This window comes from Bradyrhizobium sp. IAR9 (assembly GCF_013408065.1).
Lineage (GTDB): Bacteria > Pseudomonadota > Alphaproteobacteria > Rhizobiales > Xanthobacteraceae > Bradyrhizobium.
The window spans coordinates 1-15,709 of sequence record NZ_JACBZW010000005.1 but is presented as its reverse complement, the minus strand read 5'-3'; the positions used below and the strand labels follow the sequence as shown (position 1 = coordinate 15,709).

Annotated in this window: 12 protein-coding genes; 6 read left to right on the top strand and 6 right to left on the bottom strand. The window is 64.9% G+C overall.

Annotated features, from left to right (window positions below):
• Positions 1-13 precede the first annotated feature (13 nt).
• The 6 genes from GGD67_RS14930 to hpaR form a co-directional block, all read right to left on the bottom strand.
• A complete protein-coding gene (locus GGD67_RS14930) occupies positions 14-3,283 on the bottom strand; it encodes a DUF2126 domain-containing protein (RefSeq protein ID WP_179733917.1) in 3,270 nt (1,089 codons plus the stop codon).
• A gap of 351 nt (positions 3,284-3,634) precedes the next feature.
• Positions 3,635-4,939 (bottom strand): methyl-accepting chemotaxis protein, encoded by a 1,305-nt coding sequence (locus GGD67_RS14925; RefSeq protein ID WP_179733916.1) that lies wholly within the window; start codon positions 4,937-4,939, stop codon positions 3,635-3,637.
• Complete coding sequence (locus GGD67_RS14920; RefSeq protein ID WP_049814751.1) at positions 4,917-5,435, bottom strand: PAS domain-containing protein; 519 nt, start codon at positions 5,433-5,435, stop codon at positions 4,917-4,919. Before GGD67_RS14920 ends, GGD67_RS14925 begins: the two co-directional genes overlap by 23 nt.
• 230 nt (positions 5,436-5,665) lie before the next feature.
• Complete coding sequence (locus GGD67_RS14915) at positions 5,666-7,189, bottom strand: UxaA family hydrolase (protein ID WP_179733914.1); 1,524 nt, start codon at positions 7,187-7,189, stop codon at positions 5,666-5,668.
• Positions 7,190-7,284: 95 nt separating this feature from the next.
• A complete protein-coding gene (locus GGD67_RS14910) occupies positions 7,285-8,061 on the bottom strand; it encodes an HpcH/HpaI aldolase family protein (RefSeq protein WP_008549964.1) in 777 nt (258 codons plus the stop codon).
• A gap of 387 nt (positions 8,062-8,448) precedes the next feature.
• The gene (gene hpaR / locus GGD67_RS14905) at positions 8,449-8,967 is read right to left on the bottom strand and encodes a homoprotocatechuate degradation operon regulator HpaR (RefSeq protein ID WP_018315666.1); all 519 of its coding nucleotides are present in this window, start codon (positions 8,965-8,967) and stop codon (positions 8,449-8,451) included.
• Between the two features lie 111 nt (positions 8,968-9,078).
• On the opposite strand from hpaR, the gene hpaH reads away from it, so the two are divergent.
• The 6 genes from hpaH to GGD67_RS14875 all read left to right on the top strand — a co-directional run bounded on the left by hpaH (position 9,079) and on the right by GGD67_RS14875 (position 15,470).
• Positions 9,079-9,885, top strand: coding sequence for a 2-oxo-hept-4-ene-1,7-dioate hydratase (hpaH, locus tag GGD67_RS14900; RefSeq protein WP_179733912.1), 807 nt, complete (start codon positions 9,079-9,081; stop codon positions 9,883-9,885).
• Between the two features lie 31 nt (positions 9,886-9,916).
• Positions 9,917-10,315: a 5-carboxymethyl-2-hydroxymuconate Delta-isomerase gene (locus tag GGD67_RS14895; RefSeq protein WP_018315664.1), complete on the top strand. Its 399-nt coding sequence runs from the start codon at positions 9,917-9,919 to the stop codon at positions 10,313-10,315.
• Positions 10,308-11,846 carry a 5-carboxymethyl-2-hydroxymuconate semialdehyde dehydrogenase gene (gene hpaE, locus GGD67_RS14890; RefSeq protein ID WP_179733909.1) on the top strand — a complete coding sequence of 513 codons (1,539 nt, stop codon included), beginning with the start codon at positions 10,308-10,310 and terminating at the stop codon, positions 11,844-11,846. Before GGD67_RS14895 ends, hpaE begins: the two co-directional genes overlap by 8 nt.
• Before the next feature lie 123 nt (positions 11,847-11,969).
• Positions 11,970-12,953 (top strand): 3,4-dihydroxyphenylacetate 2,3-dioxygenase, encoded by a 984-nt coding sequence (hpaD, locus tag GGD67_RS14885; RefSeq protein WP_179733907.1) that lies wholly within the window; start codon positions 11,970-11,972, stop codon positions 12,951-12,953.
• Positions 12,953-13,822 carry a fumarylacetoacetate hydrolase family protein gene (locus GGD67_RS14880; RefSeq protein WP_179733905.1) on the top strand — a complete coding sequence of 290 codons (870 nt, stop codon included), beginning with the start codon at positions 12,953-12,955 and terminating at the stop codon, positions 13,820-13,822. Before hpaD ends, GGD67_RS14880 begins: the two co-directional genes overlap by 1 nt.
• Positions 13,823-13,841: 19 nt before the next feature.
• Positions 13,842-15,470 carry a thiamine pyrophosphate-dependent enzyme gene (locus GGD67_RS14875; RefSeq protein ID WP_179733903.1) on the top strand — a complete coding sequence of 543 codons (1,629 nt, stop codon included), beginning with the start codon at positions 13,842-13,844 and terminating at the stop codon, positions 15,468-15,470.
• Positions 15,471-15,709 lie beyond the last annotated feature (239 nt).

Below are 15,709 nucleotides of genomic sequence, written 5' to 3'. Positions count from 1 at the left end.
CCCACCATCATACTCATTGCAGGAGCGGGGTCCGCAAGTCGAGGGTCAGCGGAAACTCATTTGTGCGTTCCTCGGGGGGTGGCTGGACCGGCCCCGGCGTATGGCCGTGGTCCTGGAAGCGCGCCAGCCGCCGCGCCTCGGCCTCATAGGTGTTGACCGGCTTGGTGTCGTAGCTGCGGCCGCCGGGATGGGCGACGTGGTAGACGCAGCCACCGAGGGAGCGGCCATTCCAGGTATCAATGAGATCAAAGGTCAGGGGCGCATGGACCGGGATGGTCGGGTGCAGGCCGGAGGCCGGCTGCCAGGCCTTGAAGCGGACGCCGGCCACGGCCTCGGCCGAGCGGCCGGTCGCGGTCATCGGCAGGCGGCGGCCGTTGCAGGTGACGATGTGGCGGCCCTCGACAAAACCCTCCGCCTTGACCTGAAGCCGCTCGACCGATGAATCGACATAGCGCACGGTGCCGCCGGCCGAGCCCTCCTCGCCCAGCACGTGCCAGGGCTCCAGCGCCTGGCGTAGCTCCAGCGTCACGCCGCCATGATGGACGCGGCCGAAAGCGGGGAAGCGGAATTCGAGCTGGGCCAGATACCATTCCGGCTCGAACGGATAGCCTGATTGCTTCAGCTCAGTGAGAACGTCGAGAAAATCCTCCCAGATGAAATGCGGCAGCATGAAGCGGTCGTGCAGCGCCGTGCCCCAGCGCACGAACTTGCCGGCCTGCGGCTCGCGCCAGAACTTTGCGATCAACGCGCGGATCAAGAGCTGCTGCGCCAGCGACATGCGCGGATCGGGCGGCATTTCGAGCGCGCGGAATTCGACGAGGCCGAGCCGGCCGGTCGAGCCCTCCGGGGAATAGAGCTTGTCGATGCAGATCTCGGCGCGGTGGGTGTTGCCGGTGATGTCGACCAGCAGATGCCGGAACAGCCGGTCGACCAGCCACAGCGGCGTCTGGTAGCCCGGCGGCGGCACGTGCGAGAGCGCGATCTCGAGCTCGTAGATGCTGTCGTGGCGGGCCTCGTCGATGCGCGGCGCCTGGCTGGTCGGGCCGATGAACAGGCCGGAGAAGAAATAGGACAGCGACGGATGCCGCTGCCAGTACAAGACCAGACTCTTGAGCAGGTCGGGCCGGCGCAGGAACGGCGAGTCCTGCGGCGAGGAGCCGCCGACAACGACGTGGTTGCCGCCTCCGGTGCCGGTGTGGCGGCCGTCGACCAGGAAGCGGTTGGCGCCGAGGCGAACTTTCCCGGCGTCCTCATAGAGGCCGGCGGTGATGTCGACCGCCTCGCGCCAGCTCTTCGCCGGCTGGATGTTGATCTCGATGACACCGGGATCCGGCGTCACCTTGATGACCTCGATGCGCGGATCGAACGGCGGCGGATAGCCCTCGACATGGACGGGGAGCTGCATCTCCTCGGCCGTGGCTTCGAGCGCCGCGATCAGCTCGAGATAGTCTTCGATGCGCTCGACCGGCGGCATGAAGGCGCAGAGAACGCCATCGCGGATCTCGACCGACATCGCGGTGCGGACCGGGACCGACGTGTTGAGCTGCTCCGGCGCGATCCGCGGCGGCGACTGCGAGCGCGCCGCAAGCGTGAACACCGGGAGCTTGCCCCGCGGCTCCATCGGGTCCTGCTCGACGATGTACGGATATTGGTTCGGCGGGACGTGGCCCAGCGAGCCGATCGGCAAGCGCAGGCCGAGCGGGGAATCGCCGGGCATCAGGAACAGGTGATTGCGCCGGAGAGCCCAACGCTCGCTGCGCCAGCGCGGCGGCGCGTTCCAGCGCTGCACCGGCAGCACGAAGCCGCGCGGCGTGTTGAGGCCCTCGTCGAACACCCGCGCCATCCGCGCGCGCGCTTCCGGATCGGACAATTTGGAGTCGGAGGGATCGACGTTGACGGGGAGCTCGGCTTCCTTCTGGAGCCAGTAGGCGGTGTCCTCGTAAGCCGGGATGATGTAGCCGGGATCGAGCCCGAGCCGCGCCACCGTGCCCTCCATGAAGGCCTCGGCATCCTTCGTCTCGGCGCGCCGCGGATTCCCGATCCTGGCGATGAGGTCGGCATTCTTCCAGATCGGCACCCCGTCCTTGCGCCAGTACAGACCAAACGCCCAGCGCGGCAGGCTCTCGCCCGGATACCATTTGCCCTGGCCATAATGCAGCAGGCCGCCGGACGCGAAGCGCGTGCGCAGGCGGCGGATCAAATCGTCGCCCAGCGCGCGCTTGGTCGGGCCGACGGCCTCCGTATTCCACTCCGCAGCTGCGAGATCGTCGACCGAGACGAAGGTGGGCTCGCCGCCCATGGTGAGCCGCACATCCTGCGCGGCGAGATCGCCGTCGACCTGCTCGCCGAGATCGTTGAGCCGCGCCCAGGATTCGTCGGAGAACGGCTTGGTGATGCGCGGCGCCTCGCGGATGCGGCGGACGCTCATATCGAAGGCGAACTCGACCTCGGCAAAGCCGGCGCTGCCGGAAATCGGCGCAGCCGAGCGATAATGCGGCGTGGCGGCGACCGGGATGTGGCCCTCGCCCGCGAGCATGCCGGAGGTCGCGTCGAAACCGATCCAGCCGGCGCCGGGCAGATAAACCTCGGCCCAGGCGTGCAGATCGGTGAAGTCGTTCTCCACTTCCGGCGGACCCTCGATCGGATCGACGTCGGGGCGAATCTGGATGAGATAGCCGGAGACGAAGCGCGCGGCGAGCCCGAGATGCCGGAAGGTCTGGATCAGGAGCCAGGCGGAGTCGCGGCACGACCCGGCACCCGAGGCGAGCGTCTCCTCCGGCGTCTGCACGCCGGGCTCCATGCGGATGATGTAGCGGATCTTCTTCTGAAGCTCGCGATTGAGCTCAACCAGGAAGTTGACGGTGTTCGGAGCGTCCTGCGGGATCGTATCGAGATATTTCGCAAACAGGCGATCGGGCTTGATGGTCTCCAGATAAGGCGCCAGTTCGGTCTTCAGGCCGTTCGGATAGTCGAACGGAAAACTGTCGGCATAGGGTTCGACGAAGAAGTCGAACGGGTTGACCACGGTCATCTGCGCCGTGAAGTCGACCTCGATCTTCAATTCGGTCGTCTTCTCCGGGAAGACGTAGCGGGCGAGCCAGTTGCCCTGCGGATCCTGCTGCCAGTTCACGAAATGGTTGGATGGCGTGACCTTGAGCGAATAGCTCATGATCGGCGTGCGCGTATGCGGCGCCGGCCGCAGGCGGATGGTCTGCGGGCCGACATCGATCGGGCGATCGTATTTGTAGTGCGTGACGTGGTGTAATGCGACGTAGATCGACACGGGGTGCGATGCTCCAGCAGCTTTTTTGAGCAGAACACCTGAGGTGGACGCGATCAAGCACTAACAACGGGCAGCGAGTGCCTAGGTAAGGTGCGAGGCCGTTGCTTCTTCCTTCTCCCCTTGTGGGAGAAGGTGGCGCGAAGCGCCGGATGAGGGGTCTCTCTCAACCCGCAAAACCGCTCGTGAGGATAGAGACCCCTCACCCGGCTTCGCTTTCAGCGAAGCCACCCTCTCCCACAAGGGGAGAGGGTAAGACAGTATCGTAGGGTGGGCAAAGGGGCGCTCTTGCGCGCCGTGCCCACGGCTTCTGTTGCGTGGGCACGGCGCAAGTGCGCCTTTGCCCACCCTACCTCACGCCGCCGACGTCAGCCGCTGCAGGAACTGCGTCACTTCGCGCCTGAGCGTCTCGACTTCGCCGTGGACGCGTTCGGAGGCGCTGTTGACGCGGCTCGCGACGCGGCCGGTGTCGGCAGCGGCTTCGCTGATGCCTGACACGTTGGAGGACACCTGCGAGGTGCCGACTGATGCTTCCTGGACGTTGCGGGCGATCTCGCGGGTCGCGGAGCCCTGCTGCTCGATCGAGGCGGCGATGCTGGCGGTGATGCCGTCGATCTCCGCGATGGTCTGCGCGATCGCCTCGACGGCCGCGACCGAATTGGTGGTCGATTGCTGCATCTCGCCGACCTTGGTGCTGATCTCCTCGGTCGCCTTGGCGGTCTGGTTGGCGAGGCTCTTGACCTCGGAGGCCACGACGGCGAAGCCGCGGCCGGCCTCGCCTGCTCGCGCCGCCTCGATCGTGGCGTTGAGCGCCAGCAGGTTAGTCTGCTCGGCAATTTCGCTGATCAGCTTGACGACATCGCCGATCCGCAGCGCCGCATCCGCGAGGCTACGAATCTCGCTGCCGGCACGATTGGCTTCGTCGACGGCGCGGCCGGTGCTCGTGGTCGAGCCGGCCACCTGGCGGCTGATCTCTGCGATCGAGGATGCGAGCTGTTCCGCGGCGCTCGCCACCGTCGCAACGTTGCTCGAGGCCTGATCGGACGCACTGCGCATGCCGGAGGTCTGGCGGTTCGTCGTCTCCGCCGCTGCCGCCATCTGGCCGGCATCGGCTTCGAGGTCGGTCGCGGCGCTCATCAGGCTGCCCGCAACTTCGTCGAGATGCGTGCCGAACTGCTTTGCAAGGCCGGCGATCTCGACCACGCGGCGGCCGAGGCCGTCGGTGCCGGCATTGATGACGGTTGCCGAGCGGCGGAACGAGCCGGGCAATCCGCGCGCGAGGATCTTGCGGAAATACTTGCCGCGGCTGGCATAGTCCATCGATGCCGAAGCCTCGCGCACGAAGGCATCAGTGATGTCGAGCATGTCGTTGACCGACTTCTGGATGGCGCCGATCCGCCCGGCCTGCCGCTCGCTCAGGATCCGCGCTTCGAGATCGCCGCGCGCCGCCTTGCGGCAGACATCGGCGACCTCATCGACTGCCACCGCCGTGCGGTGCTGACACCAGACGGCGTAGCCGAGCAGCAGGATCGCCGCCCCGAGCGGCGCTGCGCTGACGATTCCGGTCCAGCCGAGCAGCGAGGCGACGAACGCGATGCTGGCGAGAAGGCACGCGACTGCGGTCGCTCCCTGCGCCTTAGAGAGAGAGCACAAATTCATCGTAGCCGACACCGTTTTGCTTGAGCAGACCGACCATCATTTCGAAGCTCGCACGCATGCCGTCCTTGGCATTGGCGTGGCGCGCCTCTTCCGCGCAGAGCGCTTTGTAGATCGGCTTGATGCGCTCGACCGGCGCCGGATCGGGCCTGCGTCGATTGGAGTGATAGCCGATGATGTTGCCGTGATCGTCGAGCGTCGGGGTGACATGGGCGAACACCCAATAATGGCTGCCATCTCCCGCGAGATTGACGACGTAGGCGAAGATTTCCTGCTTGGCCTGGAGCGTATCCCACAGCAGCTTGAAGACGCAGCGTGGCATATCGGGATGGCGGATCAGGCTGTGGGGCGCGCCCATCAGCTGCTTCCAGGGGTATTTCGCCATGCGGAGAAAGACGTCATTGGCGTAGGTGATGCGGCCTTTGAGATCGGTCTTCGATACAATCAGCTCCTCCTCACCGAGGAGATTTTCCACCCCAGTAGGACGTATCGCTTGCATCGGTTCGATCCTCAAAAGGCCGGCCCCACCACGCTGTGGAACGCATCATCCGCCTGTCTAGGACAACATTGTTAATCAGGTGTAAGCCGCAGATCCCCGGCGAGAGGAGCGTGCCTCCGTATCATTACGTAGCGAACGATCGGTGCATTTCGCGCGACCACACGCGCTGCCCATCGCCCGCGCGTTACCCCCAATGACACGCAATTGCATCTATGCTGCGCGACGCGCGATTACATCGTCGCGCCGAGCACCCAGGGCGCGAACTCGGCGCCGCCAAAATCGAAGCTCTCGCTCTTGGTCGGCTGGCCGGAGGCGGTCTTCAGAATGAGCTCGAAGATGCGCTGGCCGCATTGCTCCACGCTCTCCTCGCCTTCGAGGATGGTGCCGCAATTGACGTCCATGTCCTCTTCCATGCGCTTGTACATGGGCGTGTTGGTGGCGAGCTTGATCGAGGGCGCCGGCTTGCAGCCGAACACGCTGCCGCGTCCCGTGGTGAAGCAGACGAGATTGGCACCGCCCGCGACCTGCCCGGTTGCCGCAACAGGGTCGTAGCCGGGCGTGTCCATGAAGACAAAACCCTTCTTGGTGATGGGCTCGGCGTAACGCAGCACCTCGACGAGGTTGGTGGTGCCGGCCTTGGCCATCGCGCCGAGCGATTTTTCAAGAATGGTGGTGAGGCCGCCGGCCTTGTTGCCGGGGCTCGGATTGGCGTTCATCTCGGCGCCTTCGCGCTCGGTGTACTCGTCCCACCAGCGCATCAGGTCGACCAGCTTCTCGCCGACCTCGCGGCTGACGGCGCGGCGCGTCAAGAGATGCTCGGCGCCGTAGGTCTCCGGCGTCTCCGACAGGATCACGGTGCCGCCATGGCGCACGATGAGATCGCTGGCCGCACCGAGCGCGGGATTGGCCGACACGCCGGAATAGCCGTCGGAGCCGCCGCATTGCAGGGCGACGGTGAGCTCGCTCGCCGGCACCGTCTCGCGCTTGACCTTGTTGGCGTCAGCCAGCGCTTCGCGCACGAAGGCGATGCCCGCCTCCACGGTCTTGCGGGTGCCGCCGACCTCCTGGATGTCCATCGCGCGCAGGCGTCCCGCGAGCTTCTGCTCCTCCATCAGGCCGCCAATCTGGTTCACCTCGCAACCGAGGCCGAGCACGATGACGTGGGAGAAATTGACGTGGCGCGCATAGCCGCCGAGCGTGCGGCGGAGCAGCGCCAAGGGCTCGTTCTGCGTCATGCCGCAGCCGGTCTTGTGGGTCAGCGCGACCACACCGTCGACATTGGGGAAATCGGCCAGCGGATTGTCGCCGGTGAAGGGATTCTTCTTGAAGACGTCGGCGACGAGGCTTGCGACATGGGCACTGCAATTCACCGAGGTGAGGATGCCGATATAGTTGCGCGTGGCGACGCGGCCGTCCGGACGGCGGATGCCCTCGAAGGTCGCCGGCAGGTCGAAATTCGGCGTTGGCTTGACGTCGGCGCAATAGGCATAGTCTTTTGAGAAGTCGCCCATGCCGATATTCTGCACGTGCACGTGCTGGCCCGGCGAGATCGGAATGGTCGCAAAGCCGATGATCTGGCCGTAGCGGATGACAGGCTCGCCCACAGCGATCGGCTTGATCGCGACCTTGTGGCCGGAGGGAATGCGCTCGACCGTGGTCACGCCGTCAGCAACAACAGTGCCGGGCGGCAGGCTGGCGCGCGCGATCAGCACGCCATCATCGGGATGCAGGCGGATGACGGGGCTGATGGTCATGGCAGGTCTCCTTGAGCGAATAGTGAGTAGCGAGTGGCGAATGGAAAAAGGGGAGCAGCACTATTCGCTACCCCCCATTCGCCATTCGCGAGGTCTCAGGCCTTCCCGCCCGAATCCTTGCGGGTGGCATTGACCTGCATCTTGGCGTAGGTCGTCATCAGGCCGACCTCGTTCGACAGCGTCACCAGCTTGAAGCCCATGTTGATGGCGCGCGCTGCGCCTTCGGCGCCGCTGCAATGGATGCCCGGGTTGAGGCCGCGCTTGCCGCATTCCTTGATGATCTTCTCGTAGATCGCCAGGATCTCGGGCTCGCTGCGGTCGAGCTTGGGCTCAAGGCCGTAGGAGAAGCCGAGGTCGGACGGTCCGATATAGACGCCGTCGATGCCTTCGACGTCGAGGATCGCTTCCATGTTCTCGACCGCGGTCTTGGTCTCCATCATCGGCAGCAGGATGGTGTCGGCATTCGCGGTCTTCTGATACGAGCCCGCGGTGCCGTACATGCCGGCGCGGATCGGGCCGTTGGAGCGCACGCCCTGCGGCGGATATTTGGAATAGGAGACGAGGTTCCTGGCTTCCTGCGGCGTGTTGACCATCGGGCAGATCACGCCATAGGCGCCGCCGTCGAGCACCTTGCCGATGATGCCGGGCTCGTTCCAGGGCACGCGGACCATCGGGGTCACGGGGTGCTTGTCCATGGCCTGGAAGCACTGCACCATCGACAGATAGTCCTGCACGCCATGCTGCATGTCGACGGTGACGCTGTCGAAGCCGCATTGCGCGATCATCTCGGCCGAGAAGCCTGAGGGTATAGCGAGCCACGCGTTGACCACGGCCTTGCCCGACTTCCAGATTTCCTTGACCTTGTTCGCCACGTTGCCTTCCTTCTTTGTTGTTTGAACCTTCGTCACCATGACGAGCGCCGCGACAGCACGACCCGCTGTTAGCGCGAACCGGAGCGCCGCGCTACGCTCGCAATGACGCAACGCCTATGCGCTCGCGCGCTGGATACCGACTTCGCTGACACTGACCTCGCGGGCGGCGCCCACTATTGCCGCCTGGGGTGTCATCCGGCAAGGGATCGGGCCGCTCTGTCACGATTTTCCGCCCCGGATCGCCCGGAATCGGCGCCCCCCGATCCCCCGCATCGGCTCGGCGGCGTGCATGGGCAGTTTAGCCCCTGGCATCGACACGGCCAGCGTCGCCCACCTTCGAATCGACGTCAAACCATCGCCGACGCCCAGGTTCCGGCCATCACGTGCTCACTCCTCGGCACTTGCCTCCTCGCTTGCGCCAAGCTCTGCAAGACTCTGTTCGAGCGCGCCGAGCATCTCCTGCAATTCGGCGAGCTTGCGTGCGCCGAACCGTCGCGTGATCTCGGCATAGATCGCTTCCGACGTCGGCGCCACCGAGGCCATCAGCTTCACGCCCTCTTTCGAGATCGAGACCATGCTGCGGCGCTGGTCCGCCTTCGCCGTCTTTCGTTCGATCAGATTGCGCGCCTCGAGATCGCGCAGGATGCGCGACAGGCTCGGACCGAGCAGGAACGCCGTGCGCGCGAGTTCCGTGACCTCGACCGTTTCGATCGCCGCCAGTGCACGCAGGATACGCCATTGCTGCTCGGTCAAGCCGTGCTCGCGTAGCGAGGGACGAAACTGCCGCATCACCGCTTCGCGGGCCCGCAACAGCGACATCGGCAGAGAGCGGGAGAAATCGCGCATCGGCACCTGCCGTGCGGCAGGCGCGCTTCCGTTGGCTGGATCAGCCGGTCTCTTCACCATGATGCCCTTTCAAACCGCAAAACGTTTGCAGTGCAGCAAGCCGAAATTGTGTTTGACGCATTCACTTAACATGTTAAGTATCTCCCGGCACCCCAGTTTGTAAGATCCCAAATGGCGCTTTCCAACGACGATATCCAAGCTTGCGCACGGCGTCTGCATCAGGCGGAGAAGACCCGCGTGCAGATCCGGCAGCTGTCGCAGGATTTCCCCGGCATCACCATCACCGATGCCTACGCGATTCAGAAGGCCTGGGTCGACGTCAAGATCGCCGAGGGCCGCATCGTCAAGGGCCACAAGATCGGCCTGACCTCGAAGGCGATGCAGAGCGCCCTTAATATCAATGAGCCCGATTCCGGCGTGCTGCTCGACGACATGTTCTTCGCCGATGGCGGGATCATTCCGACCGAGCGCTTCATCGCGACGCGCGTCGAGGCCGAGCTCGCCTTCGTCATGAGCAAGCGGCTCGCAGGGCCGGACTGCACGCTGTTCGACGTCCTCAACGCCACCGATTTCGTGGTGCCGGCACTGGAAATTCTGGATACGCGGATCGAGCGCGTCGATCCCCAGACCAAAGCGACGCGAAAGATTTTCGACACCGTCGCCGACAATGCGGCGAATGCCGGCATCGTGCTCGGCGGACGGCCGATCCGCCCGCTCGACGCAGACCTGCGCTGGATCGGCTCGCTGTGCTTTCGAAACGGCCAGCTCGAAGAGACCGGCCTTGCCGCCGGCGTGCTCAATCATCCGGCGACCGCCGTCGCCTGGCTCGCCAACAAGATCGCGCCGCTCGGCCTTGCGCTGGAGCCTGGACAGGTCGTGCTTGCCGGCTCCTTCATCCGCCCGATCGAGACCCGCAAGGGCGACACAATTCAAGCCGATTATGGCGCCTACGGATCGGTCAGCTGCTACTTCGCTTAAGGCGCATAAGAATACAGGGAGTGAAACCGCGATGCCGCATTTCACGATTGAATATTCGGCCAATCTCGATGGCCGCCTCGATATCGCGGCGGTGTGCGAGATCGTGCGCAAAGCGGCGGTCGAGACCGGCATCTTCCCGCTCGGCGGCATCCGCGTCCGCGCCATCAGGTGCGAGCACTATGCGATCGCCGATGACAGGCAAGACTATGGCTTTCTCGACATGGTGCTGCGCATCGGCGAAGGCCGCGACCTTCCCACGCGCCAGAAAGCCGGTGAGCACGTCTTCCAGGCGCTCTCCCGCCATCTCGATCCGGTCTTCGCTGCCAGCAAATTCGCTTTGTCGTTCGACATGCAGATCAACGACAAGGACACCAGCTGGAAGCGCAACAACATCCACGACGCCCTGAAAGTGGAAGCCGCCCATGGATAAGCCCAGCCCGAAAGCCGATGTATTCCAGGCCAACCGCGACCGCGTCGCACCGCTGCTGAAGAAGCTGCGTGCCGACGGCATCGGTCACATGATCGACGGCAAGACCGTTGCCTCGATTTCCGGCGAGACGTTCGAGACGAAGTCACCGGTCGACGGCACAACGCTCGCAAGCGTCGCGCGCGGGACTGCCGAGGACATCGACCGCGCCGCAACGGCCGCTTCGCTTGCCTTCAAGTCCTGGCGCGACATGGGCCCGGCGATGCGGAAGAAGCTGCTGCATCGCGTGGCCGACGCGATCGAGGACAACGCCGACGACATCGCGGTGCTCGAATGCATCGACACCGGCCAGGCCTATCGCTTCATGGCCAAGGCCGCGATCCGCGCCGCCGAGAATTTCCGCTTCTTCGCCGACAAATGCGCCGAGGCGCGCGACGGCCTCAACACGCCGAGCGACGAGCACTGGAATATCTCGACGCGCGTGCCGATCGGCCCGGTCGGTGTGATCACGCCGTGGAATACGCCGTTCATGCTCTCGACCTGGAAGATCGCCCCTGCCCTCGCTGCCGGCTGCACAGTCGTGCACAAGCCGGCCGAATGGTCGCCGGTCACTGCGGACATGCTCAGCAAGCTCGTCAAGCAGGCCGGCGTTCCCGACGGCGTGCTCAACACAGTCCACGGCTTCGGTGAGGAGGCCGGCAAGGCGCTGACCGAGCATCCCGCGATCAAGGCGATCGGCTTCGTCGGCGAGAGCGCGACGGGCTCGGCGATCATGGTGCAGGGCGCGCCGACGCTGAAGCGCGTGCATTTCGAGCTCGGCGGCAAGAACCCCGTGATCGTGTTCGACGATGCCGATCTCGACCGCGCGCTCGATGCCGTCGTGTTCATGATCTACTCGCTCAACGGCGAACGCTGCACGTCATCGAGCCGCCTCCTGGTTCAGGCCGGCATTGCCGACAAGTTCACGGAGAAGCTCACCGCGCGCGTGAAGGCGCTGAAGGTCGGCCATCCCCTCGATCCCGCCACCGAGATCGGCCCGCTGATCCACGAACGGCATCTGGCAAAAGTGTGCTCCTATTTCGACGTCGCGCGCCAGGACGGCGCTGTGATCGCCGTCGGCGGCAAGGCCCATGACGGCCCGGGCGGCGGACATTATGTCGAGCCTACCTTGGTCACCGGCGCACACGGCAAGATGCGCGTGGCGCAGGAGGAGGTGTTCGGCCCGTTCCTCACGGTGCTGCCCTTCAAGGACGAAGCCGAAGCCGTCGAGATCGCCAACGACATCCGCTATGGCCTGACCGGCTATGTCTGGACCAACGACGTTGGCCGCGCTCTGCGCGTGGCAGATGCGCTGGAGGCCGGCATGATCTGGCTCAACTCGGAAAATGTCCGCCATTTGCCGACGCCGTTCGGCGGCATGAAAGCCTCCGGCATCGGCCGCGACGGCGGCGATTACTCGTTCGATTTCTACATGGAAACCAAGCATGTCTCGCTGGCGCGGGGCACGCACAAGATTCAGAAACTGGGAATTTAACGCTTCGTCGTTCCGGAGCGCGAAGCGAATCCGGAACCTCGAGATTCTCAGGTGCGCAATTGCGCACCATAGTTCGGCTCTTCGAGCCGCCCGGAATGACGACCGAGCCGAGGGGAAACGCAAATGCCCGTACCGCAACATATCTTCGAGCCGCCGTTCAACATCATCCGCTCCAGCCACGTCGTGCTTGACGTCACCGATTTGAAGCTGAGCCGCGAGTTCTACGAGACCATCGTCGGCCTGCATGTCGAGGACGCCGACGACAAGGTCGTGTACTTGCGCGCCGCGGAAGAGCATCAGCACCACTCTTTAGTGCTGCGGAAGGCTGCAGTCCCGGCGTGCGCGCGGCTCGGTTTCAAGGTCGGCAACGACGGGGATCTCGACAAGGCCGCTGCTTTCCTTTCCGAGAACGGGCTTGCCTACGCTTTCGTCGACCAGCCGCTCCAGGGCCGGACCCTGCAGTTCACCGATCCCTTCGGCTTCCAGATCGAGCTCTATGCGTCGATGGATCGCCGGCCGCATCTGCTGCGCCGCTATGATCTCTACCGGGGCTGCCACCCGCAGCGGCTCGACCATTTCAACGTCTTCGCCGCCGAGGTGCAGGACACCGTGGAGTTCTACGCCCGGCTCGGCTTCCGCCTCACTGAATATGCCGAGGAGGATGGACCGAACGGCCGCATCGCCGCGGCCTGGATGCATCGCAAGGGCAATGTCCACGACTTCGCCATCACCAACGGCAAGGGCCCTCGCCTGCACCATTTCGCCTACTGGACGCCGACGGCGATGAACATCATCCATCTCTGCGACGTCATGGCGTCCCAAGGCTTTGTGAAGAACATCGAGCGCGGCCCCGGACGGCACGGCATCTCCAACGCATTCTTCCTCTATGTGCGCGATCCCGACGGACACCGGCTCGAGCTCTACACCAGCGACTATTTCACCGGGGATCACGACCACGAGCCGCTGCGCTGGTCGCTGCGCGATCCGCGCCGCCAGACGCTGTGGGGCGCACCCGCGCCGCGCTCCTGGTTCGAGCAGGGCTCGCCATTCAGCGGGCAGGCCGTGCGTGAGCCGAAGTTTGTCGCGGACGTGCTGGTGGCGGACTGATGAAACTCCCTCGCCTCGCCACCTATTCCGTCAAGGGTGATGTCAGCTACGGTGCCGTCCTCGAGGACGGCATCGTCGACCTCTCCGCGCGCTACGCAAAACACTATCCGACGCTGCGCGAGGTGATCGCGGCCGGCAAGCTCGTGAGCCTTGCCGAGGAAGCCGCCGGCCGCACGCCGGATCAACCGATCGCCGATATCACCTGGCTGCCGCCAGTGCCCGCGCCGGAGAAGATCATCTGCATCGGCGTCAACTATCCCGACCGTAACGCCGAATACAAGGACGGCCAGGACGCGCCGAAATATCCGAGCATGTTCATGCGCTCGCCCCGCTCCTTCGTCGGCCACGACACGCCGTTGGTGCGCCCGCGTGCGTCCGCACAGCTCGACTATGAGGGCGAGATCGTGCTGGTGATCGGCAAGCAAGGCCGCCATATCCCGGAAAGCAGCGCGCTCGATCACATCGCCGCGCTGACGCTGTGCAACGAAGGCTCGGTGCGCGACTGGCTGCGCCACGCCAAGTTCAACGTCACCCAAGGCAAGAACTTTGATTCCAGCGGCAGCCTCGGCCCATGGCTCGTGCCCTACGTCCAGGAATCGCAGATCGCCGATGTCAGGCTCACCACGCATGTCAACGGCGAGCTCAGGCAGGACGATCGCACCAGCCGGCTGATGTTCTCCTTCCGCTATCTCATCAACTATATCTCCACCTTCGCAACGCTCGTCCCCGGCGATATCATCGTCACGGGCACGCCGACCGGCGCTGGTGCCCGGTTCGATCCCCCGCGGTACCTGAAGCCCGGCGACGTCATCGAAGTCGCGGCCGAAGGCATCGGCAGCTTGCGAAATGGCGTCGTCGACGAAGCCTGAACAAGATTGGAATGATGCAATGACCACCCTCACCGGCGGCGAAGCGATCGTAAGCGGCCTGGTCGCCCATGGCGTCGACACCGTGTTCGGCCTGCCGGGCGCGCAGGTCTACGGCCTGTTCGACGCCTTCCATCAGGCCCAGCTCAAGGTGATCGGCGCGCGGCACGAGCAGGCCTGCGGCTACATGGCGTTCGGCTATGCGCGCTCCAGCGGCAAGCCCGGCGTGTTCAGCGTGGTGCCCGGCCCCGGCGTGCTCAATGCCAGTGCGGCGCTGCTCACCGCGTTCGGCTGCAACGAGCCGGTGCTGTGCGTCACCGGCCAGGTGCCGACGCAGTTTTTGGGCAAGGGCCGCGGCCATCTGCACGAGATGCCGGACCAGCTCGCGACCTTGCGCACCTATGTGAAATGGGCCGACCGGATCGAATATCCCGGCAATGCGCCGACGGTCGTCGCGCGCGCCTTCCAGGAGATGATGTCGGGACGGCGTGGCCCGGCCTCGGTCGAGATGCCCTGGGACGTCTTCACCCAGCGCGCGGACACCGCCGCTTCCCGGGTGCTGGAGCCGCTGCCCGCACCGCAGCCCGATCCGGATCTCGCCAAGCAGGCCGCCGCGTTGATCAAGGCCAGCAAGGCACCGATGATTTTTGTCGGCAGCGGCGCGATCGAGGCAGGCGAGGAGATCCTCGAGCTCGCCGAGATGATCGATGCGCCTGTGGTCGCCTTCCGCAGCGGCCGCGGCATCGTCTCCAATGCGCATGAGCTGGGCCTCACAATGGCCGCGGCCTACAAGCTGTGGCCGACAACCGATGTGATGATCGCAATCGGCACCCGCGCAGAGCTGCCGGCATCCGGCTTCCGCTGGCCCTATCAGCCGAAGGGGCTGAAATCGGTTCGGATCGACATCGACCCGACCGAGATGCGCCGGGTCGTCGTCGATGCCGCCATCGTCGCCGATGCCAAGGCCGGAACGGCGGATCTCGTCGCGGCCGTGAAGAAAGCCGGCTTTACGCGGACCCGTGGCCGGCGGGAGGACATCCGCGAGGCGACCGCGGCCGCGCAAGCCGAGATCCAGCGCATCCAGCCGCAGATGGCGTATCTCAACATTCTGCGCGAGGTGCTGCCGGCGAACGCGATCGTCACCGATGAACTGTCGCAGGTCGGCTTTGCCTCCTGGTACGGCTTTCCGATTTACCAGCCGCGCACCTTCATCACGTCAGGCTATCAGGGCACGCTCGGCTCGGGCTTCCCGACCGCGCTAGGTGCCAAGGTCGCCAACCCCGACAAGCCGGTGGTGGCGATCACCGGCGACGGCGGCTTCATGTTCGGCGTGCAGGAGCTTTCCACCGCCGTGCAGTTCAACATCGGCGTGGTGACGCTGGTGTTCAACAACAACGCCTATGGCAACGTCCGCCGCGACCAGCGCGAACGTTTCGACGGCCGCGTAGTGGCGTCCGACCTCGTCAATCCGGATTTCGTCAAGCTCGCGGAGTCCTTTGGCGTTGCGGCTGCGCGTGTCACGGCGCCGGATCAGTTCAAGGCCGTGCTGGAAAAGGCGCTCGCGCATAGCGGGCCGTATCTGATTTCGGTGGAAGTGACGCGCGATTCGGAGGTCAGCCCCTGGGCGTTCATTCACCCGCCGAAGCCTTAGTCGGAGCATCGTCGTTCCAGGGTTCTTCCCTTCTTCCCTTGTGGGAGAAGGTGGATCGCTGACGCGAAGCGGCAGCGAGACGGATGAGGGGTCTGTCTTGGCGGATAAAGACCCCTCATCCGCCTTCCCTTCGGGAAGGCACCTTCTCCCACAAGGGGCCTGTTGCGTTATCGGTCTTGGAGGCTGAGGACATGAGGAGAGAGGGGCGCGGTCACGGCAATTGCCAGCGAGGTCTCTAG

Bases quoted from the DNA above. Each gene is read 5' to 3' on its own strand.
- hpaD (WP_179733907.1), top strand. From the start codon at position 11,970: ATGCCCGTACCGCAACATATCTTCGAGCCGCCGTTCAACATCATCCGC.
- hpaR (WP_018315666.1), bottom strand. From the start codon at position 8,967: ATGGTGAAGAGACCGGCTGATCCAGCCAACGGAAGCGCGCCTGCCGCA.
- GGD67_RS14920 (WP_049814751.1), bottom strand. From the start codon at position 5,435: ATGCAAGCGATACGTCCTACTGGGGTGGAAAATCTCCTCGGTGAGGAG.
- GGD67_RS14895 (WP_018315664.1), top strand. From the start codon at position 9,917: ATGCCGCATTTCACGATTGAATATTCGGCCAATCTCGATGGCCGCCTC.
- GGD67_RS14925 (WP_179733916.1), bottom strand. From the start codon at position 4,939: ATGAATTTGTGCTCTCTCTCTAAGGCGCAGGGAGCGACCGCAGTCGCG.
- GGD67_RS14915 (WP_179733914.1), bottom strand. From the start codon at position 7,189: ATGACCATCAGCCCCGTCATCCGCCTGCATCCCGATGATGGCGTGCTG.
- GGD67_RS14875 (WP_179733903.1), top strand. From the start codon at position 13,842: ATGACCACCCTCACCGGCGGCGAAGCGATCGTAAGCGGCCTGGTCGCC.
- hpaH (WP_179733912.1), top strand. From the start codon at position 9,079: ATGGCGCTTTCCAACGACGATATCCAAGCTTGCGCACGGCGTCTGCAT.
- hpaE (WP_179733909.1), top strand. From the start codon at position 10,308: ATGGATAAGCCCAGCCCGAAAGCCGATGTATTCCAGGCCAACCGCGAC.
- GGD67_RS14880 (WP_179733905.1), top strand. From the start codon at position 12,953: ATGAAACTCCCTCGCCTCGCCACCTATTCCGTCAAGGGTGATGTCAGC.